Here is a 24554-nt window from a genome sequence, read left to right on the forward strand (position 1 = left end):
AAGCCATGTGGGACCGCGATGAACTGGGCGCCTGGCTGCGCCTGCTGGAAAGCCCCGGCATCGGCCTCGACACCGCGCGCCGCCTGCTGCTGAGCCTGGGTTCGCCGCAAGCGGTGTTCGATCTACCGGGTGCCGCCTGGCAGGATCTGCTGACCCCCAAGCAGCGCGAAAGCCTGAGTCGCCCGCCCGAGCACCTGGACGCGGCGCTGGACGGCACCTGGGCCTGGCTGCAGGCCGACCCCTCGCACCAGATTCTGCTGCTCGGCGATGCCGACTACCCGCCGCAGCTGATGGCCACGGCCGACCCGCCGCTGCTGCTCTATCTGCAGGGCCGGCGCGAGCTGCTTCGCTCGCCTTGCCTGGCCGTGGTGGGCAGCCGCAACCCGACAGCGCAAGGCCGGGACAATGCCCGCGCCTTTGCCCGCGAACTGGCTCAGGCCGGCTTGTGCATCACCTCGGGCCTGGCCCTGGGCGTGGACGGCGCCGCGCATCAGGGCGCTTTGGCCGCCGGTGGCGCCACCATCGCGGTGATGGGGACCGGCTTTGACCAGATCTACCCGCGTCGGCACCAGGCGCTGGCCGCGCAGATCAGCGAGCAAGGCCTGATCCTGAGCGAGTACACCTGGGGCATGCCGGGCCTGGCCAGCAACTTCCCGCGCCGCAACCGCCTGATCGCTGGCCTGAGCCTGGGCACCTTGGTGGTGGAAGCCGCCCTGCCCTCGGGTTCGCTGATCACGGCCCGGCTGGCCAGCGAGGCGGGCCGCGAGGTGTTCGCCATCCCGGGCTCGATTCACTCACCCATGAGCCGAGGCTGCCACGCCTTGATCCGCCAGGGCGCCAAGCTGGTGGAAACCGCCCAGGACGTGCTGGAAGAGCTGCCGCCCGGTAGTTGGCCGGGCAGCCCGGTGGCGACCAGCAGCATGCAGCCGTCAGCGCCCTTTGAAGCGCTGGACTGCAGCCCCGCCCAACGCCAGGTCCTGGAGCTGATGGGCTTCGACCCCATCGGCCTCGATGCCCTGCAGGCCCGTGGCGGCTGGCCAGTGGCCGAGCTCAGTGCTCACCTGCTGGAACTGGAGCTCAACGGCGCGATCGGCCGCCTGCCGGGGCAGCAATTCCAGCGCCGCGGCGGGGCTTGAAGCCGGCGCGCCGCCCTCGCTCGGAAACGCAGTTTGGGGCCTTGAGACGGGCTTTTCTGGCCTGTTTGGCCGGTTTCTCGCCCCATTCCGTCGGAGGCCCTGGGTTATAGTCAGCCCATGTTTGACGTCCTGGTCTACCTCTACGAAACCTACTGGCGGCCGGACGCCTGCCCGGATCATGCCCAGCTGACTCGCAAATTGTCGGCAGTGGGCTTTGAGACGGACGAAATCCAGGAAGCCCTGTCCTGGCTGGATGGCCTGGCCAGCGCGGCCACCTCCTTCCAGGGCCAGCAAGGCGTCGACAGTCTGCGTGTGTACTCCACCGCCGAGTTGGACCACCTGGGCGAGCCCTCGGTCGGCTTCATCACCTTCCTCGCCTCGGCCGGCGTGCTGCGCCCGCCCATGCGTGAGATGGTGATCGACCGCGCCATGGCCATCTCCGGTGGCCCCATGGACCTCGAAGACCTGAAGATCATCGTGCTGATGGTGTTCTGGAGCCTGGGCGAAGAGCCCGACGCGCTGATCCTGGACGAACTCTTCGTGGCCCCGGAAGACCGGCTGATCCACTAGGGCTGCCGAGCAATTCGGCGCGCATGAACGACAAGGGCTGCCGAGGCAGCCCTTTTGTTTGCCCGCTTTTTTGCCCGCTTTTGCCGGCCTTCGCGTCCGCTCAGTTCAGCAGACGCGAGGGATCGACGTCCAGCTTGGCCAAGGCATTGCGGGTCGCGCGCACGGTCAGGGCTTCGTCCTGCGCGGGGCGCAGCAGGCCGGCCTGCAGGAACGCCGCCAGGCGGTTGAGCGGGAACAGCACGCCACGGCCGGTCGGCGTGACGAACAGCGTCATGTGGCGGCGGTTGCCACGCCAGGCCAGCTGCACCGCTTCGTTGCGGCCGCGGTAATCCAGCATGAACCAGCCACCAACCTGCAGCTCGCGGGCCCAGGCCAGCATGGCCGGGGTCGGCGCCGAGCCACCCTCGGCCACCACCTCCATGCCTTCGGCCTCGTGGCCGGACAGGTCGCGCACCAGCAGCTCGCTGATGTCGGACTCCTCACCGTCCTCGGGCAGCATGGTTTCCAGCGTTTCCAGCTGATCCATCAGCTCGTCCAGACGCTCACGCGGGATGGCGGCGGTCTTGGCGGTGAAGGCCGCAGCCAGGGCATTGTTCAGGCCGCGGATGTGCTCGTCCTGCTTGTCCACAGACAAACCGGCCTGGCCCATGCCGTCGCGCAGGGTCTTGAGCAGGGGCGGCAGGCGGCGGATCACCTCGGCACGCTCCTCGCGCGAGACCTTGGCGCTGGCCGACCAGATCAGATCGGCCGCCGCGCGCTTCATCTGCTTGGTGTTGTCGGACTGGGCGCCGGTGCGCACCGCGGTCACGGCCAGCACATCGGCCCAGATGTGGAACAGGAACTCGCGCACGCCGTCCTGCACCGGCACCTCGTTGAGCATCTTGCGCAGCTCGATGGTGTACTGGATGGCCAGGGTCTCGCGCTGCTCGACCTGCTGGGCCAGGGACACGCCGTGGCGGGTGGTCTGGTTCTCGTTCTTGAAATAGTTGTCGAGGAACTTCTCGAACTCGGTCAGCACGGTCTGGAAGACGCGGCGGCCGGTGTCCGGATAGGCCTCGACCACCTGCACCACGCGCTTGATCTCGCGCTCCAGCGGGTCGCCCGCGGCGCCGCTGGTGCCGGTGTTGCCACTGAAACCCATGACGCAGGCGCCCATGCGGTCGATCAGCTGGCGCGCCGGGTGGTCGGTGGTGGCAAAGAAATCGGGCTCGCTGACAGCAACACGCAGCACCGGCATCTGCAGGCGGGCGAACCACACCCGCACGGAGGCCGGGATGTGCTCTTCCATCAGGATGCTCTGGAACATCATGGCCACCAGCTCGATGGTGGCGCGCTCGGCCGGCGTGTCGGCGGCCTGCTTGAGCACCGACTTGAAGGCCTGGTTGCGGGTCTTGATCTCTTCCAGCAGCTGCGGCGCCGGCACGGGCTGACCGTCGGAATGAACGGATTCGCGCTGCAAAGACTCCTGCGCATGCTTGATGGCCGCACTCAGGCGCGGCGCGGCAGGCCGCGAGGGCGGGAAGGGCTGGGCCTCGACCTGGGTTGGCGCCATGGCCGGATCCGAGACACTGCTGGCGCCGGACGGGCTGCCGCCGGCGCCCGGGGGCTGAACCGCAGCCGCCGAGCCCATGCGGGTGGCGCCCATGCGGGTGGCAGCCGACTCGGCCATGGCCGTGGCCCCGAAAGCCGGCACCTGGCGGCCGACAATTTTCTGCAGCAGCTGCAAGACCTCTTCGGCCTGGCTGCTGGCCGGGCTTCGCACCGGTGCCTGGCCGGCCTCGGGCAGGCCCGAGGAGCCGCGGATCTGCGGTGTGCGCGTGGCCGCACCGAACTGGGTGCCGCCGTAGGGCACACCGGCGCCGGGCACATAGGCCGTGGCAGCGGGCACCGGGCCGTTGTCGGCGCTGCGGCGAATGAAGGGGCGCAGGTCCACCTCGGGCAAGACCTGCTGCGAAACCAGCCAGCGGTTGGTCTCGTGGTAGCACTCGACCAGCAGCTGCGAAAACTCCTCGTGCAAGGTGCTGCGCAGCATCTGCCAGTCGGAGGTGGCCAGGCCGCTGCGCATCCAGGCGTCCATCACCAGCTTGGCAACGACGTTGGCACGCAGCAAATCCTGCGCGGGCAGATCGTCTTGCTTCTCAAGCACCTGCATGCGGGTGCGCAGATCGGTGAACTCCCAGGTCGCCTTGTCCATCATGGCCAGGGCCAGGCGCGAGCTGGTGATCTCGCGCTCGATGGTGTCGTCGTCGACCAGGGACATGGCCGCTGGCGCCGGTGCCGCAGAGGTCGCGGTTGCAGCGCTGGGTGCTTCGATGATGCCGTAGACGGCGGCATGGCGCAGGCCGCTGATCACGCCCGACACCCAGGCCGGGCCGTGACGGTTCCAGGACTGTACGCCGTCACGGCGCGCCACCATTACCGCGTACTCGGCGGTCTGCAGCAACAGTTGGGCGGCAGCCTCGTTGAGCACCTTGCCGAGCGCCGAGATGCCGCGCACCAGGGACTCGATATAGATGCGCCGCGCCTGAGAGGCCAAGGCCTGATTGCGGGCGGCTGCGCTCATGAGAATTCGTGGATCATGCTGAGTGGTTTTCGGCCACTCTACACCACGGCTCCGGCGTTTGGATCGTCCGGATCTTCCTTGTTGATGGGCGTCTTCACCAGATCTTCGCGCTTGACACCGAGCCACATCGCGATCGCCGCAGCCACAAAGACCGAGGAGTAGATGCCGAACAAGATGCCGATGGTCAGCGCCACGGCGAAGTAATGCAGGGTCGGGCCGCCGAAGATCAGCATGGACAGCACCATCAGCTGGGTCGAGCCGTGGGTGATGATGGTGCGGCTCATGGTGCTGGTGATGGCGTGGTCGATGACCTCGTGCGTGTTCAGCTTGCGGTACTTGCGGAAGGCTTCCCGCACCCGGTCAAAAATCACCACCGACTCGTTCACCGAATAGCCCAGCACGGCCAGGATGGCGGCCAGCACGGCGAGCGAGAACTCCCACTGGAAGTAGGCGAAGAAGCCCAGGATGATGACCACGTCGTGCAGGTTGGCAATGATGCCGGCCACGGCGAACTTCCACTCGAAGCGGAAGGCCAGGTAGATCATGATGCCGATCACCGTCATACCCAAGGCCAGGCCCGCGTCATGCGCCAGTTCCTCACCGACGGCCGGGCCGACGACTTCGCTGCGCGAGAGCTTGACCGGTTCGGCGCCGTCCGGCGTCAGGCAAACCTGCTTGCTGATGGCCTCGCCCTTGTCGCTGACGGTTTGGCGCTGGCTGATGCTGCCCGATTCGGCCTTGCACAGCTCGGCGAACACGCGGCCGACCTGCTCGGTCTGCTTGATGTCGCCACGCAGCGGCAGGCGCAGCATGACGTCATGCGAGCTGCCAAAGGGCTGCACAGTGACTTCACCGAAATTCATCTGCTCGACCACATGACGGGTCTTGTCGATCTCGGCCGTCTTGGCGTATTCGATCTCCATCACGGTACCACCCGTGAATTCGATCGAGAAGTTCAGGCTGCGCGTGACCAGGAAGAACACGGCGGCGGCAAAGGTCAGGAAGGAGATGACGTTGAAGATCAACGCATGCTTCATCAGCGGGAGATCCCGCTTGATTCGGAAGAGTTCCATGATTCGAGGCTTTCTTGGTCTCAGGCCTTGGCCACGGGTTGCGAGTCGGCATCGCCGGCCGAGGCCGCGCCGGGGCTGGGCTCAGGCTTCCAGATCTGCCCGATGGACAGGGACTTGAGCTTCTTCTGACGGCCGTACCAGAGGTTGACCAGGGCGCGCGAGAACACCACCGACGAGAACATCGAAGTCAGGATGCCCAGGCAGTGCACGATGGCAAAGCCCTTCACCGGGCCCGAACCGAAGGCCAGCAAGGCCACGCCGGCGATCAGGGTGGTGACGTTGGAGTCCAGAATCGTGGCGAAGGCGCGTTCGTAGCCGACGCTGATGGCCGCTTGTGGTGCCATGCCGGCACGCAACTCTTCACGGATACGCTCATTGATCAGCACGTTGGAGTCGATCGCCATGCCCAGCACCAGGGCGATGGCGGCGATGCCCGGCAGGGACAGCGTGGCCTGCATCATGGACAGCACGGCCAAGAGCAGCAGCAGGTTGAAACCCAGAGCCAGAGACGAAAACAGGCCGAAGAGCATGTAGTAAATGCACATGAACACGGCCACGGCGACAAAGCCCCAGGTCACGCTGGCAATGCCCTTGGCGATGTTCTCGGCACCGAGGCTTGGGCCGATGGTCTTCTCTTCGATGATCTCCATCGGTGCGGCCAGCGAACCGGCGCGCAGCAGCAGGGCCGTGTCGTTGGCTTCCTGGGTGTTCATCGAACCGGTGATCTGGAAGCGGTTGCCCAGCTCGCCCTGAATCACCGGTGCAGTCACGACCTCGCCCTTGCCCTTTTCGAACAGGATGATGGCCATGCGCTTGCCGATGTTCTCGCGCGAGATGTCCTTCATGATGCGGGCGCCCTTGGCGTCCACGGTCAGGCTCACGGCGGGGCGCTGCTTGTCGTCGAAGGTGGTCTGGGCGTCGTTCAGGCTTTCACCGGTCAGCACCACCTGGCGCTTGACGATGATGGGGCCGAAGCCGCGATCGATGAAGCGCTCGGTGCCGAAGGGCACGGGGCCGGAACCGGCCAGGGCGGCTTGCGCCTCGGCGCTGTCATCCACCATGCGCAGTTCCAGCGTGGCGGTGCGGCCGATGATGTCCTTGGCCTTGGCGGTGTCCTGCACACCAGGCAGCTGAACGACCACGCGGTCCAGACCCTGCTTCTGAATCACCGGCTCGGACACACCGAGCTCATTGACCCGGTTGTGCAACGTGGTGATGTTCTGCTGCAGCGCAGCTTCCTGCACGGCCACCTGGGACTTGGGCTTGAGGGTGCCGACCAGGCGCAGATCCAGGCCTTCCGTCACCGGCTGCCACTGCACATCGGGCAGTTGGTCGTTCAGCACGGTCAGCGCCTGCTGGCGCACGGCCTCTTCGCGGAAATTGACGTTGACTGCATTGCCATCGCGGCTGATGCCGGCGTGGCGGATGTTCTTCTCGCGCAGCATGCTGCGCACATCGCCGGTCAGGCTCTCGGCTTTCTTGGTCAGGGCCGACTTCATGTCGACCTGCATCAGGAAGTGCACGCCGCCGCGCAGGTCCAGACCCAGGTACATGGGGTTGGCGTGCAGGGCGGTCAGCCAGCGCGGCGAACGCGACAACAGATTGAGCGCGACGATGTAGCTCGGGTCGCTGGGGTCGGTGTTCAGCGCCTTGCTGATCGCGTCCTTGGCTTTGACCTGGGTGTCGAGGTCGGCAAAGCGGGCCTTGACGGAGTTGCCTTCGAACTGAACATAGTCCGGCTTGATCTGCGCATCGCTGAGCGCCTTTTCGACCCGGGCGGCCACGGCCGAGTCCACCTTGACGGTGACCTTGCCGCTGGACACCTGCACGGCAGGCGCTTCACCGAAGAAATTCGGCAGCGTGTAGATGAAGCCGATCAGCAGCGCGACAACAAGGATCGCGTACTTCCACAGCGGATAACGGTTCATGAAGGCTTCCTCTCAGGCCCATGCACCGGGGCTGCCGCCTCGAAACATCAAGGCAGTGCCGGCGGTGCCGGGTGAGCCCGCCGCACGCGGCGGCAGGCTGGCTAGTCCAGCGGCGCCGCCTCCCTCTGCGGAGCGGGCCGACCGGTGTTCTTGGATTGGCTTACTTGATGGTGCCCTTGGGCAGCACTTGCACCACGGCGCCGCGCTGCACTTGCAGTTCCACACCATTGGCGACTTCCAGGCTCAGATAGCTCTCGCCCACCTTGCTGATCTTGCCCAGCAGACCGCCGGAGGTGATGACTTCGTCACCCTTGGCGATGGCGTCGATCATGGCCTTGTGCTCCTTCTGGCGCTTCATCTGCGGACGAATCATCACGAAATAGAGCACCACAAACATCAGCACCAGGGGCAGCATGCTCAGCAGGCTGGATTCCGGTGCAGCAGCTGCCGCGGGAGCAGCTTGGGCGAAAGCATTGGAGATGAACACGAGGAAATTCCCTTTGGAGATGTGGTGAAGCCGAGTGGTCGGGCGCGATTCAATCGACACCCAGTTCTGGGCCAGGGCGGCATCAAATGAACGGCGGATTGTATGTGCGCCACGACCTCACCCGTTGCCCAGACCAACCCGTAGCCGGCACGTTTGGGGCAGCGCAGAACGAAGTCGACGCCGGAGTCGCTGTATTTGGGGTTGCGCCCGCTTGACGGCAAGCCCTTCAATAAATATATTTACAGAATACCAACGGAGTTCTTCATGACCGACCTCAGCCCAACAATCCCCTGCGCCCGTGCCGACCTGCCCCGCTGGACCGGCGTTTTCCCCGCTGTGACCACCAAGTTCAAGGCCAACGAAGACCTGGACATTGCCGAGATGGAGCGCCATTTCGACTTCCAGATCCAGAACGGCGTGCATGGCCTGGTCACCGGCGGCTCGCTCGGCGAAGCCAGCACGCTGACACTGGAAGAGAAGCTCGAGGTTGCCGCCACCGCCCTGCGCGTTTCGGCCGGCCGCGTGCCGGTGCTGGCCAATGTGTCGGAAACCAGCACCCGCAATGCCATCCGCTATGTCGAAGCCGCCGCCAAGCTGGGCGTTCAGGGCTTGATGCTGATGCCGGCCGTGCTCTACCCGGCCGACACGCGCGAGGCCATGGCCAATGTGCGCACCATCGCGCAGGCCGCCCAGCTGCCCATCATGATTTACAACAACCCGGTGTCCTACCGCGTGGACCTCAAGCCCGAGGACATGGTGGAGCTGGCCGATTGCGAGTGGCTGGTGGCCATCAAGGAATCGACCGACAACATCCGTCGCGTCACCGACCTGCGCAATGCCCTGGGCACCCGCTACCAGCTCTTCATCGGCGTCGACGACCTGAGCTTCGAAGCCCTGGCCCTGGGCTGCGAAGGCCTGCTGGCTGGTTTGTGCGATGCCTTCCCGGCAGAAACCGTGGCGCTGTACAAGCTGATGCAGGCCAAGCGCTACGACGAAGCGCTGAAGATCTACCAGTGGTTCATGCCCCTGCTGCACCTCGATGTCAGCGCCAAGCTGGTGCAAAACATCAAGCTGGCCGAGGCCATGGCTGGCGTTGGCAACGAGCACGTGCGCCGCCCGCGCCTGCCCCTGGTCGGCGCCGAACGCGAACGCGTGGCCACCATCATCCAGCGGGGCCTGGACACCCGGCCCGACCTGAGCGGCCTGTTCTGATTGCCCGAGCAGGCCCGGGGCCTGCGATGATGCGCCCATGAAAACCAGCCGAACCCAGGACTCCAGCCTCATCAGCTCAGCCGCCGCCACCGCGGCAGACGGCGAGCCCGACAAGCGCCGCTATGCCGACCAGGCCTACGACGCACTGGAGTCCATGATCGCCACCCTGGAGTTGCGTCCGGGCGCACCCATCGTCGAGGCCGAGCTGATCGAGCGCACCGGCCTGGGACGCACGCCCACCCGCGAGGCCCTGATGCGCCTGGTGGCCAGCGGCCTGATCGTGCAGCAGCCGCGCCGCGGCCTGCTGGTCAGCGACATCCGCCTGGCCGAGCATCTGGATCTGATCGAGGCGCGGCGCGTGCTGGAGCGGCTGATCGCGACCTCCGCCGCGCGCCGTGCCACGCCGCAGCAGCGCCAGGATCTGCTGCACTGCGCGCAGCAGATGATCAAGGCCAGCCAGGCCGGCGATCTGGCGGCTTACATGGCGGCCGACCAGGCGCTGGACCATGTGGCGCATGCGGCCTGCCGCAACCCATTCGCGGTGGCGGCCGTCGTGCCCATGATCATCCAGTGCCGGCGCTTCTGGTACGCCTACCAGCACCAAGGCGATATGAGCGAAGGCTCGCGCTGCCACCTGGTGCTGGCCGAGGCCATCGCGGCCGGCGAGTCCGAGCGCGCCAGTGCCGCGGCCGATGGCTTGATGGACTATCTGCGCAGCTTTGCCAGCGCCGTCATCGCCTGACATCTTTTTCAGTCATCTTCACGCCATGCGCATCATCGATTCCCACACCGGCGGCGAGCCGACCCGCATCCTGATTGACGGCGGCCCGGACCTGGGCCGCGGCAGCATGGCGGAGCGACTGACGCGCCTGCGCGAGCAGCACGACGCCTGGCGCAGCGCCATCGTCAACGAGCCGCGCGGCTCGGACGTGCTGGTCGGCGCCCTGCTGTGCGAGCCGCAAGACCCGACTTGCAGCGCGGGCGTGATTTTCTTCAACAACGTCGGCTACCTCGGCATGTGCGGCCACGGCACCATCGGCCTGGTCGCCACGCTGGCTTATCTCGGGCGCATCCAGCCGGGCGAGCACCGCATCGAGACGCCGGTGGGCACGGTCAGCGCCACCCTGCACGCCGACGGCAGCGTCACCGTCGCCAATGTGCCGGCCTACCGCTGGGCTCGCCAGATTCCCGTGGAAGTGCCCGGCCATGGCCGCGTCCACGGCGATGTGGCCTGGGGCGGCAACTGGTTCTTCCTTTGCGATGACCATGGGCTGGACCTGCGCCTGAGCGAGGTCGAAGCCCTGACCGATCTGTCCTGGCGCATCCGCCAGGCCTTGCAGGCCCAGGGCATCACTGGCGAAGGCGGCCAGGAGATCGACCACATCGAACTGATCGGGCCGGCCCGAAACCCAGCCCACCAGGGCCGCAACTTCGTGCTCTGCCCCGGCAAAGCCTACGACCGGTCCCCCTGCGGCACCGGCACCAGCGCCAAGATCGCCTGCCTGGCGGCCGACGGCAAGCTGGCGCCCGGGCAAGCCTGGGTGCAGGAAAGTGTGATCGGCAGCCATTTCACGGCAAGCTACCAGGCCGCAGAGGGTGGCCGCGTGCTGCCGCGCATCCACGGACAGGCGTTTGTCACCCTCGATGCAAACCTGGTCTTCCAGCCCGGCGACCCCTTCGCCTGGGGCATCCGGGACGAAGGCCAGACCCTCGGCGCCAGCGCCGGCTGATGGCCGCCAGCCCCCTACCCACGCGTCGCCATGCCGATGTGATCGTCATCGGCGGTGGCATCATCGGCGCCGCCTGCGCCCGCGAGTACGCACGCCAGGGCCTGAGCGTGGCCGTGGTCGAGCCGGGCCCGATCGGCGGCGGCGCCACGGCGGCATCGATGGGCCATCTGCTCACCGTCGATGCCCTGGACCCGGCCGATCAAACCGAATCGGATTTCAGCCGCCGCAGCCTGCAGCTCTGGCAAGACTGGCTGCAAGCCCAGGAGGCGCACCGCGAGCTGGCCGAGTACAGCCGCTGCGGCACGCTCTGGCTGGCCGCAGACGCCGAGGAGCTGGACCTGGCCGAGCGCAAGTGCGCCTGGTTTGGCGGCCAGGGCCTGGCGGCGGAGATGCTCAAACCTGAGGCCTTGTTCGAAGCGGAACCCCTGCTGCGCCGCGACCTCTGGGGCGCCCTGCGTGTGCCCGGCGATGGCCGCGTCTACCCACCGCGCGTGGCGGGCCGCTGGCTGCAGGAGGCACAGGCCAAGCTCTTCCGCGCCCGGGCCGTCGGTTTTGATGGCGCCTCGGTGCGCCTGGACAATGGACGCGAACTCTGGGGCGCCATGACCGTGATCTGCACCGGCCTGGCCGCGCAGCAGCATCTGCCCGCCGGCTGGCTGCTGCCCAAGAAAGGCCATCTGGCCATCACCCAGCGCCACCCCGGCCGGGTGCAACACCAGTTGGTCGAGCTAGGCTACTTGAAGCGCGCCCATCTGGTGGACCAGGACACGGTGTCCTTCAATCTGCAGCCGAGGCCGGGCGGACAGCTGCTGATCGGCTCCTCGCGCCAGATCGGCCGCGAGGATCGCGAGCTGGACCCCGCGCTGCTGAAGCAGATGCTGCGCCAGGCGCTGCACTACATGCCGGGCCTGGGCGAGCTCAGCCTGCTGCGCTGCTGGACCGGCGTGCGCCCCGCCAGCCGCGACGGCCAGCCCCTGATCGGCGCTCACCCCCTCTTACGCCGCTGCTGGCTGGCCACAGGGCACGAAGGCCTGGGCATCACCACGGCCCTGGCCACGGCCGAGCTGCTGGTGCAGCTGAGCCTGGGCCAGCCCTGTAGCCTGGACCCCAGTCCTTTCCGACCCGAACGTTTCAGCGAAAGCCAGCATGTCGTTGTCCCAGCCTGAGTTCCAGGTTTTCATCAACGGCCGGGCCCTGCAGGTGCCGGCCCATTGCAATGTGGCCGCGTCCCTGCAGCGCGCGGGCTTGAGCCACAGTCGCCGCTCCGAGACCGGGCAGCCACGTGCCGCGTTCTGCGGCATGGGCCAATGCCAGGAATGCCGGGTTCGCATCGATGGCCATGATCACCGGCTGGCCTGCATGACCTTGGTGGTCGACGGCATGCAGATCGAGACGCAGACATGAGCAGCACATCGCAGCGTAAGGCTCAGCACTTGCAAGCCGATATCCTCATCATCGGCGCCGGGCCGGCAGGCATCGCCGCCCTGCTGCCCTTGCTGGAGGCCGGCCGGCGTGTGATCTGGGTGGAGCAATCGGCGCAGGCCGGCGGCCAGATCTGGCGAGCGGGCCTGCCTGCCCACTGGCGCGCTCAGGTCGAGGCGGCCTTGAGCCACCCTTCGCTGCAGTGCTGCTTCGGCCATGCGGTGATCGATGCGCACATTGAAGCGACCGATCAGGCCGTGAGCCTGCGGCTGTACCAGCCGGCGCACCCGAACCGAGTGCCGGTCCAGGTGCAGGCGCCCCAGTTGCTGCTGGCCACCGGAGGCCGCGAGCGTTTTCTGCCCTTTCCGGGCTGGACCTTGCCTGGCATCACCGGGGCTGGAGGGTTGCAAGCCCTGGTCAAGCAAGGCTGGCCCATCGAAGGCCAGCGTGTGGTGCTGGCCGGAAGCGGCCCCCTGCTGCTGGCCGCGGCAGACACGGTGCGACAGGCCGGCGGGCAGATCCTGCTGATTGCAGAGCAAGCCTCGCGCGCCAGCCTGCTTCGCTTTGCGGCTGGCTTGCCCGCGACCAAAGCGGCGCAGGCGGCCGGCTTGGCATGGCGGCTGCGCGGCATCCCCTATCGCAGCGGCACCTGGGTGCAAAGCGCGAGCGGCGATGGCCGGCTGCAAAGCATACAGCTGAGCACGGGGCGAGCGACTTGGGCCCTGGACTGCGATGCGCTGGGCCTGGGCTTCGGGCTCTTGCCCAACACCGAACTGGCCCAAATGCTGGGCTGCCAGCTCACGGATGACGGCGCAATTGCCGTCGACGCCGGCATGGCCACCAACCTGCCCGGCGTCTTTGCCGCCGGGGAATGCACAGGCATTGGCGGCGTGGACAAGTCAGTGGTGGAAGGCTCGCTGGCCGCCCAGTCCATGCTCGGACGCGCCGGTGCCAGCCGTTCAAGACGGGGCGCTCTGAAGTTCGCCGACCTTTTGCAGCGCCGCTTCTCCTCGCGCCCAGAAGTGCTGAAGCTGGCCGACATCAGCACCACCATCTGCCGCTGCGAGGACGTCAGCCTGGGACAACTCAAGGCTCACAGCGACTGGCGCGAAGCCAAACTGCAGACACGCTGCGGCATGGGCGCATGCCAGGGCCGCATCTGCGGGCCGATTTGCGAAAGCCTGTTGGGCTGGCCAGCACAACAGAACCGCGGCCTGCGCACGCCGCTGCAAGCTGCACCCTTGCATCTGCTCGCTGAGGACTGACTCTTGTTGCGCTCGCTCAAGGTGCAAGCACACAGTCGCCGCAGACGAAAAGCCCATAAAAAAAGCGACCCGAGGGTCGCTTTTTTGACATCGATCGAGAACGATCAGAAGTTGTGACGGATACCAGCAGCCAGCGAGCTGAAGTCACCAGCGCTCTTGGCGGCGGTGGAGTCGATAGCAGTGTAGAAACCGTACACCTTGGTACGCTTGCTCAGGTTGTAGTTGTAGCCCAGGGTGTACTGCTTGGCACCATTGGAACCAATCGAACCACCTGCCTTGGAGCCACCAACATTCAGATGGAACTCCGAAGCGCCCATCACGTACATCGCCGACACGCGAGCGATGGTGCGGGAATCGTTGGCTCCAGTGCCCATATCTTCACGTTGAACATAGGCGCCCAGAACGATGGAGCCCAATTCATACAGACCGCGCACGGCGAACTGCTTGGCGCTACCAACCTTGCTGAAGCCAGCGCCCAGGTGCAAAGGGCCTTGATCGTAGTTACCGGAGATATCCAGGCTGCGAGGCTCAGCACCCTCGCCCGCGCCCACGGCAAACTCACCCGAGAAACCACCGACGGTGGGGGTGAAATAGCCAACCTTGTTCTTTTGCTTGAAGGTTGCGAACGAATACAGTTCATCCGAAGAAGAACCGGTGTCATGGTTGTGGTTGCTGATGTAGTCAGCGGTGGCGAAGTAGGAGCCCGGGGTCCAACGACCCAGACGCACAGCACCGAAAGCGCCGCTCAGTTGCACGGAAGCTTCACGGTTCCAGAAGTCACCGGTGGCTGCACCGTTGTCCGAATTCAGGCCGTGTTCCAGGGCGAAGCTGGCCTTCAGACCGCCGCCCAGGTCTTCTTGACCCTTGAAGCCCAGACGCGAAGCGTTGTTGGCCACGACGACCTTGCGATCACCGGCGCCAACCTTCTGGCTTTCGACGGTGGTGTTGATACGGCCCCACAGGGTGACCGAGCTTTGAGCGAAAGCGGCGGGAGCGGCCAGAGCTGCGATAGCAGCCACGAGAGCGATCTTTTTCATCGTATGCCTTTTGTGAGTTGAGTGTGTGCTGGGCTTAGCCGCCCGGTCTTCTGCGCAATGTGAGGGAAGTATAGAAGTGGCTCGGAGCGCTGAAACAGCACCGACGCGAATTTGCAACACTTCTCTGGTACACCTCATTTCGTGCGGATCGGCACTTGCCAGAACGGTCGATTGGCTCGCTCACGCCAGCTCGTCGAGGCCCAGGCCACCCAGATGTGCGTCATCGTTCCAGCCCACGAGCGTGAAACCGGCGTCGGAAAAAAGCAGGCGGTTGATCGCCGCATTGCCCAGCGTCCAGGTGCGCGGCGCTTGAAGGGGCAAGCGCGTGGCCGCGCGGTACAGGCAGTCGAGCACGCCGCCATGGGTCATGATCAACACGGTCTGCCCGGCGTGTTGCTGCAGCACACGCTCCACAGCAGACACGCTGCGTGCATAAAACTCTTGCAAGGTTTCACCGCCCTCGGCACCGAAATCCGGATCGCGGCGCCGCCAGCGCTCGCTGTGATCGGGCCAGCGCTCGGCAATCTCCTGCCAGGTCTGGCCCTGAAACACGCCGAAGCTGCGCTCCCGCAGGCCTGGATCCAAGTGCACGGGATGCCCGAGCGCCGCGGCTGCAGCGGCAGCGGTCTCGCGCGCCCGACCCAGATCACTGCTATAGACCACGTCCACGGATTCCCCGGCCAAGACCTCGCCCAGACGCTGGGCCTGAGCACGCCCGGTGTCGTTCAGGGGCACATCGAGCTGGCCTTGGATGCGCTTGTCTCGGTTCCAGGCCGTTTCGCCATGGCGAATGGCGAGCACGCGTGTGCTGCTGTCCAGCGGCATGGCCTCAAACACCCCAGACCAGGTCGTTGTCGGCGCGCTGGGCATGGCGGATCAACTCGATCAGCGGCCAGGCGCGCTGACGCAGGCTGATGCCCTCGCGTCGCGGCAGCGGCTCACCGGCGGCCTCGGCTTCGGCTTGCAGCTGAGCAAACGCTGCCTCGTCCTCGGCCACCGCCTGCTCCAGGCTCGAAATTGCGGCCGGCAGCTCGGCGCCGCGCAAAATGCCCTGCGGGGAAGGCTCGCGCCCCAGCAGGCGCAGGATCTGCTCGCCCTGCGGCTGCAACATGATCACGTCGGCGCCGGCCTTGGATTTGAAGCGGTAGATCATGGTGAAGGTCCTCCCCGAAATGGCTGTTCAGATGAATGCCAGCCATTGTCGGCGCAGTCATGGCTGCGCGGGCGGCTTCAGATCAACAAGCCGCCCATCAGCCGCATGCCGCCACCCGGGCTGCTGGGGTTGCCGCGGCGCCAGACCCGCTCCTCGAATTCCTGCGGCCCCAAGGCCGGGGCGTAGAGGTAGCCTTGGAACTCGTCACAGCCGGCGCGCAGCAGGAAGTCGCGCTGGGCTTCGGTCTCCACGCCTTCGGCAATCACATGCAGGCGCAGCGCCTGCCCCATCTGGATGATGGCATTGACGATGCCGGCATCGCTGGCGTCTGAAGGCAAGGCCTTCACGAAGCTGCGATCGATCTTGAGGCGCTGAATGGGGAAGCGCTTCAGGTAGCCGAGGCTGGAGTAACCGGTGCCGAAGTCGTCGATGGACATGCACACGCCCAGCGCCGCCAGGCTTTGCAGCCGGCGCAAGGCTTCTTCGGCATCGCGCAGCAGGATGGATTCGGTCAGTTCCAGCTCCAACAAGCCCGGCGGCAGGCCCGAGGCCCGCAAAGCATGGGCCACCGTGTCGGCAAACTGGCTTTGCTGAAACTGCAGCGCCGAGACATTCACAGCGACCGGCATGCGCCAGCCCTGGCGCAGCCATCGCGCCGCCTGCTCGACGGCCTGATGCAAGACCCACTCGCCGATGGCGACGATGAAGCCGCTCTCTTCCGCAACCGGAATGAACTCGGCCGGCGAGATCTCGCCACGCAGCGGGTCGCGCCAGCGAATCAGCGCCTCAGCGCCGATCACCTGTCCGCTGGCCAGATTGATCTGTGGCTGGTAGTGCAGGCGGAACTGCCCCTCCTGCAGCGCCTGGCGCATGGCGTGGTCCAGGCGCATGCGCGAGAGCAGGTCCACATCCTTGCGCGGCTGGTGGAAGTGAAAGGCCGAACGGCCGCTTTCCTTGACCCAGTGCATGGCCTGTTCGGCGCTGCTCATCAGCTCATCGGCCGTGGCGCCATCGCCCGGGAACAAGGCGATGCCGGTGCTGCAGGTGACCGTGAAACTCAGGGTGTCGAAGCAGAACGGCCGCGCCATCGCCTCCTGGACCCGGCGCGCGGCGTTTTCGGCGCCGCGTGCGTCGGCCTGGTGGATCAGCAGGGCGAACTCATCCGCGCCCAGTCGGGCCACCATGTCCACTTCGCGCAGACAGGCCTTCAGACGCTCGGCCACTTCGCGCAGCACGCGATCGCCATAGGAATGGCCCAAGGTGTCGTTGATTTGCTTGAAGCGATCCAAATCGACATTGAGCAAGGCAAAGGGTGCGCTTTCGCGCTTGGCCATGGCCTGGGCATAGTCGATGCGCTCGGCCAGAGCCCGGCGGTTGGGCAGGCCGGTCAACATGTCGGAATGGGCCAGCTCCTCGATGCGTTGGCTGGCCGCCAGTTTTTCACTCAGATCGCGGAACGAGTAGACCCGGCCAATCGGCCGACCGCGGCTGAACTGCGGCAGGGATACCCGCTCCAGCACCCGGCCGTCCAACAAGCTGATCACATCGCTGCTCTGCAGCAAGGCGGCGTCCTGGATGGCCGAGAGCCGCGCCACATAGGCCGCACCGTCCACGACGCTGCGGCGCATCCAGGTCTGCACCGCCTCGTCATTGCGCTCTCGCAGCAGGTCTTGCGGAATGCCCCAGAGCGAGGCAAAACGGCGGTTGAAGGAGCGCATGCGCCCGGCCAGATCGACCACCAGAATGCCGTCGGCCGTGGATTCCAGCGTGGCCTGAAGCTCGGCCACCAAGGCCTCGCGTTCCTCCTCTGCCTGGCGCTGCAGGGTTTGGTCGCGCACACTGACCAGCCAGCAGCCGTTACCCGGCATGGCCGCATCGGCGACAAAGCTGATACGCCGCGTCACCCACAACATGCGGCCATCGGCGTGGCGCATCACGGTGTCGGACAGCAGATGGGCCTGACGATCCTGCGCGGCCTCCATCCAGAACATGACGTCCTCGGGCGAGCTGGCCAGTGCCTCCACCCCTTGACCTTGCCATTGCTCGGCGCTCAGGCCCAGCAAGGCGGCCGCACCTGCATTCACCGCAAGAATGCGGCGGCTGCTCCCATCGACCAGCCACGCGGCCTCCAGCATGCCCTCAAGCAGGGCGATCTGGGCGGGCGTGGCAGTCGTTGGTGAGGGCAGCGGCAGGCTGACCAGGGTCACGCCGCCAACTCCGCGGCACCCGGACCCAGCGTCGGCTCGAAAAAGTAAGCCAGACGGGTGCGAGGGCTGAGGTAATCCAGCGAAGCGCGTGGCAAGTGCTGCGGCTTCAGGCTGCGGCGGATGCCCAGGTCGGCATGCTGCTCCAGGTTCAGGATCAGCGCCTCTTCGCGCGGCACCTTGGGGTCGTGAACCATGACCTTGGGCTTGAGCGGCCGCGAGGAATTGACCGCCACCACCAGGGCGAAGCGGTCGTCGGTCAGCTGCACCGTCGAACCCGGCGGGTAAACGCCCATCATGCGGATGAAGGCGTTGAGCATGGTCGCGTCAAAACGATTGCGCCCCTGCGCGAACATCAGGGACAGGCCCTCGTGCGGCGTCATGGCCTTGGAGGCCAGCAGGGGATTGCACAAGCCATCGAAACGATTGACCAGGGACACGATGCGCGAGCCGGCGCTCATGCGATCGACATTGATGCGCTGCGGGAAACCGCTGCCATCGGCGTTCTCATGATGCTGCGCAATGATGAGCAAGGGCCCGGCGGCCAGACCCATGCCCTGGGCCAGGGCCACGCCCTTGGCCACATGGGACTGGTAGCCGTTCAGTTCGGCCGCCGTGAAGCTGTCGTCGCGGTGGCGCAGGCGGGCCAGCACCTCGGTCTTGCCGATGTCATGCAGCAGGGCGCCGACGCCCAGGTCCATCATTTCCTCGCGGCCGAGGCCGAAAGCTCGGCCCAGCAGCAAGGAGATGATGGAGACATTCAGGGCATGGGCCGTGCCGCGGTCACCGGCACCTTCGTTGAGCAGGCGGATGTTGAGATCACCCTCGACCAACATCTTGTCGAGCAAGGCGGCGGTCAAAGCCGTGGCTTGATCACGCGCATGACGTGGATCGGTGGGCACCAGATCCATCACGCCACGAAAGGCACCAGCGGCCTCCGCGTACTGGCGCTCACAGAGATTGAGTGCCGCGCGCTGGGCCTCCAAGGCCTTGCGATGCGCTTCGCGCGCCAGCTCTTCAGCCGACAACGCATTGGACACTTCAGGCGCAGGCTCGGGAGGAAGGGGCGAGGCTTCAGTCTGCAGATCGCTCTTGCCCGGACTCCAACGCACCTGCTGCAGCCCGAGGCGACGCAGGATCAGCAACTGGTCTTCGGAACTCAGCTTGAAGCTGCTGAGAGGAAAGGGATGCGACATCCAGCCCAAATCCAGATGGATGAACATCCCCACCTTCAACTGGCCGACATCGATCAAAGGATCTGCAGTGGTGTCCTTCATTTTCTTTCTACGCCATTTTGACGGCGCCCTCTGGCTCAGCTTCGGCCGCGGCGCCACCAAACTTGAGCCCTGTCGCCAGTATTGCCCATCACTGACGCACGCCCATGAAACGGCGTGCAAATTGTCACGCCTGCGAACAAGAAAGCTGGACCTGACCCCTTCGAAATGTTCACTTGAAGAACCAATGTTCTAATTAAGAACCAAACAACGTCTGGGCCGAATGCGCGCCCGTTCACACCCTGCCCTTGGCATATCGGCCAGCTGAGCAGAAATGCACAGCTCGAACGAGACCCTTGGGTAGTTTTCACCGCCTCTCAATGCTGCTGGAGACCCAAGGCCATGAACCACGCCTACATCTGCGACGCCATCCGCACCCCCTTCGGCCGCTACGGCGGCGCGCTGTCTTCCGTCCGCGCCGACGACTTGGGCGCCATCCCCCTGCGCGCCCTGATGGCACGCAACCCCGGCGTGGATTGGGAAGCGGTCAGCGATGTGCTGTACGGCTGCGCCAACCAGGCGGGTGAAGACAACCGCAACATCGCTCGCATGTCGGCCCTGCTGGCCGGCCTGCCGATCGGCGTGCCGGGGGTGACCCTGAACCGGCTGTGCGGCTCGGGCCTCGATGCCGTCGGCATGGCCGCACGCGCCATCCGCGCCGGCGAAGCCGATCTGATGCTGGCCGGCGGCGTGGAAAGCATGAGCCGCGCACCCTTTGTGATGCCCAAGGCCGAGAGCGCCTTTTCGCGCAACAACGCCGTCTACGACACCACCATCGGCTGGCGTTTTATCAACCCACTGATGAAGGCGCAGTACGGCGTCGACTCCATGCCCGAAACGGCCGAGAACGTGGCCAGCGAGTTCGGCATCTCGCGGGCCGACCAGGACCGCATGGCCCTGGCCAGCCAGCAGAAAGCCGTGGCCGCCCAGGCCGCTGGCTTTTTTGCGGCCGAGATCACCCCGGTCCACATCGCCCAGAAAAAGGGTGATGCCTTGACCGTCGATCAGGATGAACACCCGCGCGCCACCAGTCTCGAAGCGCTGGCCAAGCTCAAGCCCATCGTGCGCCCGGACGGCACGGTGACGGCCGGCAATGCCTCGGGCGTCAACGATGGCGCCTGCGCCTTGCTCCTGGCCAGCGAAGCGGCCGCCGCCCGCCATGGCCTGACCCCGCGCGCCCGCGTGCTGGGCATGGCCACCGCAGGCGTGGCGCCGCGCATCATGGGCATGGGGCCGGCGCCGGCCACGCAAAAGCTGCTGGCTCAGACCGGCGTCAGCCTGGCCCAACTCGACGTGATCGAGCTCAACGAAGCCTTCGCCGCCCAAGGCCTGGCGGTGCTGCGCCAGCTGGGCGTGGCCGACGACGATGCGCGCGTCAACCCGAACGGCGGCGCCATCGCCTTGGGCCACCCGCTGGGCGCCAGCGGTGCACGCCTGCTGACCACGGCGGTGAATCAGCTGCATCGCAGCGGCGGCCGCTACGCCCTGTGCACCATGTGCATCGGTGTGGGCCAAGGCATCGCCGTGCTGATCGAGCGGGTCTGAGCTCGCTTAAACGCAAGAAACAATCTTTCGATCCAGGGAAAATTGCCAATAATCGACCTGGAACGCAATAACATTTCTTTACACGCGCTGCTCCTGCAGCGCTTTTTTCTATCCGACAAACGGCTTCACATGTCTTTTGGCATGGCCCGATGTGCATGGGATACTGAATTCAATTCACCAAGCGGACATCACGCGTGAAACCTGCCCGGAGGGGACAGGACCGGGGCCCAACACCCGATGCGATGCTCGCTCAGGCCAAAAATTTCAGCTTTCGTCTTTCTTTTCTTTCACCCCAGCCAGCCCTGCCAGGCCGAATCATCTCAGCCAGATTCACAGACTTGATTTGAAACGTGAATGCGAAGCATTCGCTGTTCTAATGTTCCGTGTCGGGTGCTCGCACCGGATACTGGGAAGCGCCTGAAACGCCGCCTGAAGGGCGAGCGGGCGCCTGCGTGTGAACCCGGCTCGGCCGCTTCGTCGGCCCGAGAGATGAATCAACCCGGCAATCGACCGGGGTGGAATTTGATGGTCTTGAATCCTGAAACGCGCTCTGAGCCTTGAGGGCGCCCAACACACATCGCCATGTCTGCTGCACGCGCATTTGAAGACCTGACCGCACTGGCGGTCCCCGCTCTGACCGAGCCTTCGCTCGACAAGGGCGCCCTGCCCGCTGTCGCCAAGTCCGACAGCAAGCCCTCCAACGATGGCCCGCTCAAGCGGGATCTGGTGGCCGGCTTGGAAAAAGGCCTGGCCGTGATCGAAGCCTTCGATCAAGAACGCCCCCGCCTGACCATCAGCGAAGTGGCAGGCCGGACCGGCCTGACCCGCGCCGCTGCGCGCCGCTACCTGCTGACCCTGACCCACCTGGGCTTTGTCACCCAGGATCGCAAGATGTTTGCGCTCTCGCCCAAGGTGCTGCGCCTGGGCCAGAGCTATATGCACTCGGCCCGCCTGCCGCGCATCGTCGAGCCCGAGCTGCACAAGCTGGCCTATGCACTCAAGGAAGCCAGCTCGGCCGGCGTGCTGGATGGCGGCGACGTCATCTGCATCGCCGCCACCAGCGCTGGCCGCGTGGTCTCCCCCACCCTGCAGCCCGGCGCCCGCGTGCCGGCCTACTGCGCCGCCAACGGCCGCGTGATGCTGGCCGCCCTGCCACAGGCCGAGGTGGACGACTGGATCGCCCGCCAGCAGCTGACCCCGCTGACCCCACACACCATCACCCACCCGGAACGCCTGCGCATCGAGATCGCCCGCGCTCGCGCCCTGGGTTATGCCTGCATCGACCAGGAGCTGGAGCTGGGCCTGCGCACCGTGGCCGTGCCGCTGCGCAACTACCGCGGCGATGTGGTCGCGGCCATGAACATCAGCGTCCATGCCTCACGCATGAGCATGGACCAGATGGTCGAGCACTGCCTGCCGCCGCTGCTGCAAGCCCAAGCCCATCTGCGCATGCTGCTCTGAACCCCGCCTCAGGCCCATGAACGGAAAAGCCACCCCGCCGAACCGGCGCGGTGGCTTTGTTTCTTTTTGCCGCTGAAGCGACCGCAGCTCAGGCCCAGCGGCGCTGCTGCAGCAGCGGGCTGACGCGGTAGCGCTCGCTGCGGTAGGCGGCGAACAAGGCATCGAGCAGCTCGACCACGCGCTCCGCGCCCAGCAGCGCCAGCCACTCGAAAGGCCCGGCCGGGTAGTTGACGCCGAGCTTCATCGCCAGATCGGCGCCTTGCTCGTCGCAAACCCCCTGCCAGACGGCATCGCTACCCTCATTGACCAGCATGGCCACGGTACGAGCCACGGCCAGGCCCGGCACATCGCGCAGCTCCAGCATTTCCCAGCCCAGCGCATGCCAGAGCAGGCGCACAGCCTCACGCGCATTCGAAGAACAACGCGGGCCAAAGGCCACGGCCAGACCATCGACACGATCAGGGGCGACAGGCCAGTCCATCACCGCGAGCTCCGCATAACGACGCTCGTGGGCAATCTGGGCGGCCGTGCGGCCATCGCTAAGGTGCAGATGCACCTCGCCCAGCACCAGGCCCACCCAGTCGGCCGATTCGCCGCGGCTGAAGCTCAGGCCCCGGTGCGCAAACCAAGCGGCCAAAGCCTCCACCAGCGGGCCGCGCCCGACCAGGCTGAGGGCCGGCAGCGCGGCACTGACAGGCTCGATCGGCGCCGGCGGCGTCGGTGGGCCGACGTAAAAGCCCTTGCCGACCTTGCGGCCCAGACGCCCGCCATCCACCAAGGCCTTTTGCACCAAGGAGGGCTGGTAACGCTTGTCGCCGAAGTTGGCCTCGAACACCGACTGGGTGACCAGGTAGTTGGTGTCGTGGCCGATCAGGTCCATCAGCTCGCACGGCCCCATGCGGAAGCCGGCGCTGCGCAAGGCCCGGTCGATCTGCTCGGGCGTGCCCGCCTGCTCCTGCAGCAGGGCCAGAGTCTCGGCGTAGTAGGGCCGGGCAATGCGGTTGACGATGAAGCCAGGCGTGCTTTTGGCGTGCACCGCCGTCTTGCCCCAGCTGCGTGCCAGCTGCGCGATCACCTCGGCCACGCCAGCGTCCGTCTCGGCGCCCCAGACCACCTCGACCAGCTTCATCAGCGGCACGGGGTTGAAGAAGTGCATGCCGACCAGGCGCTGCGGGTGCTTCATGCCATTGGCCAGGGCGGTGACGCTGATGGACGAGGTGTTGGTGGCGATGATGGCGCCCTCACCCAGCAGCCCGTCCAGCTCCTGCAGCAGGGCCTGCTTGGGCTCGAGCTTCTCGATGATGACCTCGATCACCAGGGTGGCCTCGGCCAGCTCCGCCGTCTGACGGGCTGGCTGGATGCGGGCCATGATGGCGGCGCGTTCCTCGGCCTCCATGCGCCCCTTGTTGACCAGGCCGTCCAGGCCCTTGCCGATCTGGGCCAAGGCCGCAGCGGCTGCGCCTTCACGCACATCAAGCAAGCGCACCGGATGGCCGGCCTGCGCCGCCACCTGGGCGATGCCGGCGCCCATCACACCGGCGCCGACTACGCCGATCAGGGCGTCAGCTGCTGGCCGCTGGGCCACATGCCAGCCCGAGGTATGGATCGCGCTCGTCATCACAGGCCCTCCTTGCTGGCACTGGCTTCAGCGGCAGGCACCCAGGCCGCCGGGCGCTTGGCCAGAAAGGCGGCAAAGCCTTCGCGTGCCTCATCGCCGAGGCGCACACGGGCGATGGTTTGGGCCGTCAGCTCACGCACCTCGGGCGTGACCAGCCCCACCTCCAGCTGGGCGAACAAGCGCTTGATCTCGCCCTGCGCGGCGGGACCGTTCTGCAGCAGCTCATGGATCCAGCGCTCCAGCGCAGCGTCGAGCTGTTCGGCCTCGACCACCTCATGCACCAAGCCCAGGCTCAAGGCCTCGGCGGCACCGATGCGGCTGGCCGTCAGGGCCAGGCGCTTGGCCTGGCGCGGGCCGACCGCGTTGATCACATAGGGGCCGATGACAGCGGGCAGGATGCCGAAGCGGGCCTCGCTGACCGCAAACTTGGCCTCGCTGCTGGCCACGGCGATGTCACAGGCGGCGGCCAGCCCGACCCCGCCGCCCAGGGCCAGGCCCTGGATGCGCGCGAGCACCGGTTTGGGGCAATGGGCGATGCGCTGCAGCATGTCGGCGAATTTGCGGGCGTCGGCCAGGTTCCAGTCCTGGCTGGCCTCGGACGCGCGCTTCATCCACTGGATGTCGGCGCCGGCACTGAAGGCCTTGCCAGCCCCAGCCAGCACGATCAGGCGCACATGCGGGTCAGCCACCAGGCGGTCCATGGACTGGGCCAGCTCGGCGATCATGGTTTCGTTGAAGGCGTTGAACACCTCGGGGCGGGTCATGGTCAAACGGGCCACGCCGCGCGGGTCCAGCTCGATATGCAAAGTCTCCACGGATGAATGCTCCTTGTTGTGCGGCAAGTATCGCAGCGCAGGGCCGCGGGGCTGGAGGCTT

General features: G+C 66.3%; 21 protein-coding genes. 10 read left to right on the forward strand and 11 right to left on the reverse strand.

Annotation, left to right across the window (positions count from 1 at the left end):
- Nucleotides 1-5 precede the first annotated feature (5 nt).
- Entirely contained in the window at nt 6-1136 is a 1131-nt protein-coding gene (gene dprA / locus C1O66_RS13145) for a DNA-processing protein DprA (RefSeq protein ID WP_102768295.1), read from the forward strand.
- Nucleotides 1137-1253: 117 nt separating this feature from the next.
- Complete coding sequence (locus C1O66_RS13150; RefSeq protein ID WP_102768296.1) at nt 1254-1706, forward strand: Smg family protein; 453 nt, start codon at nt 1254-1256, stop codon at nt 1704-1706.
- A 100-nt stretch (nt 1707-1806) separates the two neighbouring features.
- Here the strand turns inward: C1O66_RS13150 and C1O66_RS13155 are convergent, their stop codons facing one another.
- The 4 genes from C1O66_RS13155 to yajC form a co-directional block, all read right to left on the reverse strand.
- Nucleotides 1807-4269 carry a DUF1631 family protein gene (locus tag C1O66_RS13155; RefSeq protein WP_102768297.1) on the reverse strand — a complete coding sequence of 821 codons (2463 nt, stop codon included), beginning with the start codon at nt 4267-4269 and terminating at the stop codon, nt 1807-1809.
- A gap of 38 nt (nt 4270-4307) precedes the next feature.
- Nucleotides 4308-5342: a protein translocase subunit SecF gene (gene secF / locus C1O66_RS13160; protein ID WP_102768298.1), complete on the reverse strand. Its 1035-nt coding sequence runs from the start codon at nt 5340-5342 to the stop codon at nt 4308-4310.
- A gap of 20 nt (nt 5343-5362) precedes the next feature.
- Nucleotides 5363-7270, reverse strand: coding sequence for a protein translocase subunit SecD (secD, locus tag C1O66_RS13165; protein ID WP_102768299.1), 1908 nt, complete (start codon nt 7268-7270; stop codon nt 5363-5365).
- 160 nt (nt 7271-7430) lie between these two features.
- Nucleotides 7431-7757, reverse strand: a complete 327-nt coding sequence (gene yajC, locus C1O66_RS13170) for a preprotein translocase subunit YajC (RefSeq protein WP_102768300.1) — start codon at nt 7755-7757, stop codon at nt 7431-7433.
- Between the two features lie 264 nt (nt 7758-8021).
- Here yajC and C1O66_RS13175 point away from each other — a divergent pair, with 264 nt between their 5' ends.
- From C1O66_RS13175 to C1O66_RS13200, 6 genes are read left to right on the forward strand one after another with little or no spacing between them, the layout of a single operon-like run.
- Nucleotides 8022-8969: a dihydrodipicolinate synthase family protein gene (locus tag C1O66_RS13175; RefSeq protein WP_102768301.1), complete on the forward strand. Its 948-nt coding sequence runs from the start codon at nt 8022-8024 to the stop codon at nt 8967-8969.
- Between the two features lie 37 nt (nt 8970-9006).
- Nucleotides 9007-9711 carry a GntR family transcriptional regulator gene (locus C1O66_RS13180; protein ID WP_102768302.1) on the forward strand — a complete coding sequence of 235 codons (705 nt, stop codon included), beginning with the start codon at nt 9007-9009 and terminating at the stop codon, nt 9709-9711.
- 25 nt (nt 9712-9736) lie between these two features.
- Nucleotides 9737-10699, forward strand: a complete 963-nt coding sequence (locus C1O66_RS13185) for a 4-hydroxyproline epimerase (protein WP_102768303.1) — start codon at nt 9737-9739, stop codon at nt 10697-10699.
- Complete coding sequence (locus C1O66_RS13190; RefSeq protein ID WP_102768304.1) at nt 10699-11865, forward strand: NAD(P)/FAD-dependent oxidoreductase; 1167 nt, start codon at nt 10699-10701, stop codon at nt 11863-11865. The genes C1O66_RS13185 and C1O66_RS13190 overlap by 1 nt, the downstream gene beginning before the upstream one ends.
- Nucleotides 11846-12103 (forward strand): (2Fe-2S)-binding protein, encoded by a 258-nt coding sequence (locus C1O66_RS13195; RefSeq protein WP_102768305.1) that lies wholly within the window; start codon nt 11846-11848, stop codon nt 12101-12103. The genes C1O66_RS13190 and C1O66_RS13195 overlap by 20 nt, the downstream gene beginning before the upstream one ends.
- Nucleotides 12100-13386, forward strand: coding sequence for an FAD-dependent oxidoreductase (locus tag C1O66_RS13200; protein ID WP_102768306.1), 1287 nt, complete (start codon nt 12100-12102; stop codon nt 13384-13386). The genes C1O66_RS13195 and C1O66_RS13200 overlap by 4 nt, the downstream gene beginning before the upstream one ends.
- Nucleotides 13387-13490: 104 nt before the next feature.
- Here the strand turns inward: C1O66_RS13200 and C1O66_RS13205 are convergent, their stop codons facing one another.
- The 5 genes from C1O66_RS13205 to C1O66_RS13225 form a co-directional block, all read right to left on the reverse strand.
- Complete coding sequence (locus C1O66_RS13205) at nt 13491-14423, reverse strand: porin (RefSeq protein WP_102768307.1); 933 nt, start codon at nt 14421-14423, stop codon at nt 13491-13493.
- Between the two features lie 180 nt (nt 14424-14603).
- Nucleotides 14604-15293 (reverse strand): histidine phosphatase family protein, encoded by a 690-nt coding sequence (locus C1O66_RS13210; RefSeq protein ID WP_243392790.1) that lies wholly within the window; start codon nt 15291-15293, stop codon nt 14604-14606.
- Nucleotides 15253-15576 (reverse strand): DUF1840 domain-containing protein, encoded by a 324-nt coding sequence (locus tag C1O66_RS13215; RefSeq protein WP_102768309.1) that lies wholly within the window; start codon nt 15574-15576, stop codon nt 15253-15255. The genes C1O66_RS13210 and C1O66_RS13215 overlap by 41 nt, the downstream gene beginning before the upstream one ends.
- Nucleotides 15577-15653: 77 nt before the next feature.
- Complete coding sequence (locus C1O66_RS13220) at nt 15654-17783, reverse strand: putative bifunctional diguanylate cyclase/phosphodiesterase (RefSeq protein ID WP_279305047.1); 2130 nt, start codon at nt 17781-17783, stop codon at nt 15654-15656.
- A complete protein-coding gene (locus tag C1O66_RS13225) occupies nt 17780-19057 on the reverse strand; it encodes an HD-GYP domain-containing protein (RefSeq protein WP_102768310.1) in 1278 nt (425 codons plus the stop codon). The genes C1O66_RS13220 and C1O66_RS13225 overlap by 4 nt, the downstream gene beginning before the upstream one ends.
- A gap of 339 nt (nt 19058-19396) precedes the next feature.
- Between C1O66_RS13225 and pcaF the strand changes: the two genes are divergently transcribed.
- Together pcaF and C1O66_RS13235 are read left to right on the forward strand one after the other, a co-directional pair.
- Nucleotides 19397-20599 carry a 3-oxoadipyl-CoA thiolase gene (pcaF, locus tag C1O66_RS13230; RefSeq protein ID WP_102768311.1) on the forward strand — a complete coding sequence of 401 codons (1203 nt, stop codon included), beginning with the start codon at nt 19397-19399 and terminating at the stop codon, nt 20597-20599.
- Nucleotides 20600-21181: 582 nt separating this feature from the next.
- Nucleotides 21182-22060 carry an IclR family transcriptional regulator domain-containing protein gene (locus tag C1O66_RS13235; protein ID WP_102768312.1) on the forward strand — a complete coding sequence of 293 codons (879 nt, stop codon included), beginning with the start codon at nt 21182-21184 and terminating at the stop codon, nt 22058-22060.
- A gap of 88 nt (nt 22061-22148) precedes the next feature.
- On the opposite strand, the gene C1O66_RS13240 is transcribed toward C1O66_RS13235, so the two are convergent.
- Both C1O66_RS13240 and C1O66_RS13245 read right to left on the reverse strand, forming a co-directional pair.
- Nucleotides 22149-23678 carry a 3-hydroxyacyl-CoA dehydrogenase gene (locus C1O66_RS13240; RefSeq protein WP_102768313.1) on the reverse strand — a complete coding sequence of 510 codons (1530 nt, stop codon included), beginning with the start codon at nt 23676-23678 and terminating at the stop codon, nt 22149-22151.
- Nucleotides 23678-24493, reverse strand: a complete 816-nt coding sequence (locus C1O66_RS13245) for an enoyl-CoA hydratase-related protein (protein WP_102768314.1) — start codon at nt 24491-24493, stop codon at nt 23678-23680. Before C1O66_RS13245 ends, C1O66_RS13240 begins: the two co-directional genes overlap by 1 nt.
- Between the last annotated feature and the right edge of the window lie 61 nt (nt 24494-24554).

Source organism: Paucibacter aquatile, assembly GCF_002885975.1.
GTDB classification, from domain to species: Bacteria; Pseudomonadota; Gammaproteobacteria; order Burkholderiales; family Burkholderiaceae_C; genus Paucibacter_A; species Paucibacter_A aquatilis.

What these genes read in the sequence shown, in the direction of transcription:
- C1O66_RS13215 (WP_102768309.1), bottom strand. Translation starts at nt 15,576, where the DNA reads ATGATCTACCGCTTCAAATCCAAGGCCGGCGCCGACGTGATCATGTTG.
- pcaF (WP_102768311.1), top strand. Translation starts at nt 19,397, where the DNA reads ATGAACCACGCCTACATCTGCGACGCCATCCGCACCCCCTTCGGCCGC.
- C1O66_RS13155 (WP_102768297.1), bottom strand. Translation starts at nt 4,269, where the DNA reads ATGAGCGCAGCCGCCCGCAATCAGGCCTTGGCCTCTCAGGCGCGGCGC.
- C1O66_RS13190 (WP_102768304.1), top strand. Translation starts at nt 10,699, where the DNA reads ATGGCCGCCAGCCCCCTACCCACGCGTCGCCATGCCGATGTGATCGTC.
- C1O66_RS13205 (WP_102768307.1), bottom strand. Translation starts at nt 14,423, where the DNA reads ATGAAAAAGATCGCTCTCGTGGCTGCTATCGCAGCTCTGGCCGCTCCC.
- C1O66_RS13180 (WP_102768302.1), top strand. Translation starts at nt 9,007, where the DNA reads ATGAAAACCAGCCGAACCCAGGACTCCAGCCTCATCAGCTCAGCCGCC.
- C1O66_RS13225 (WP_102768310.1), bottom strand. Translation starts at nt 19,057, where the DNA reads ATGAAGGACACCACTGCAGATCCTTTGATCGATGTCGGCCAGTTGAAG.
- secD (WP_102768299.1), bottom strand. Translation starts at nt 7,270, where the DNA reads ATGAACCGTTATCCGCTGTGGAAGTACGCGATCCTTGTTGTCGCGCTG.
- C1O66_RS13235 (WP_102768312.1), top strand. Translation starts at nt 21,182, where the DNA reads ATGTCTGCTGCACGCGCATTTGAAGACCTGACCGCACTGGCGGTCCCC.
- C1O66_RS13175 (WP_102768301.1), top strand. Translation starts at nt 8,022, where the DNA reads ATGACCGACCTCAGCCCAACAATCCCCTGCGCCCGTGCCGACCTGCCC.
- C1O66_RS13240 (WP_102768313.1), bottom strand. Translation starts at nt 23,678, where the DNA reads ATGACGAGCGCGATCCATACCTCGGGCTGGCATGTGGCCCAGCGGCCA.
- C1O66_RS13210 (WP_243392790.1), bottom strand. Translation starts at nt 15,293, where the DNA reads ATGCCCAGCGCGCCGACAACGACCTGGTCTGGGGTGTTTGAGGCCATG.
- dprA (WP_102768295.1), top strand. Translation starts at nt 6, where the DNA reads ATGTGGGACCGCGATGAACTGGGCGCCTGGCTGCGCCTGCTGGAAAGC.
- C1O66_RS13200 (WP_102768306.1), top strand. Translation starts at nt 12,100, where the DNA reads ATGAGCAGCACATCGCAGCGTAAGGCTCAGCACTTGCAAGCCGATATC.
- C1O66_RS13185 (WP_102768303.1), top strand. Translation starts at nt 9,737, where the DNA reads ATGCGCATCATCGATTCCCACACCGGCGGCGAGCCGACCCGCATCCTG.
- C1O66_RS13195 (WP_102768305.1), top strand. Translation starts at nt 11,846, where the DNA reads ATGTCGTTGTCCCAGCCTGAGTTCCAGGTTTTCATCAACGGCCGGGCC.
- C1O66_RS13150 (WP_102768296.1), top strand. Translation starts at nt 1,254, where the DNA reads ATGTTTGACGTCCTGGTCTACCTCTACGAAACCTACTGGCGGCCGGAC.
- secF (WP_102768298.1), bottom strand. Translation starts at nt 5,342, where the DNA reads ATGGAACTCTTCCGAATCAAGCGGGATCTCCCGCTGATGAAGCATGCG.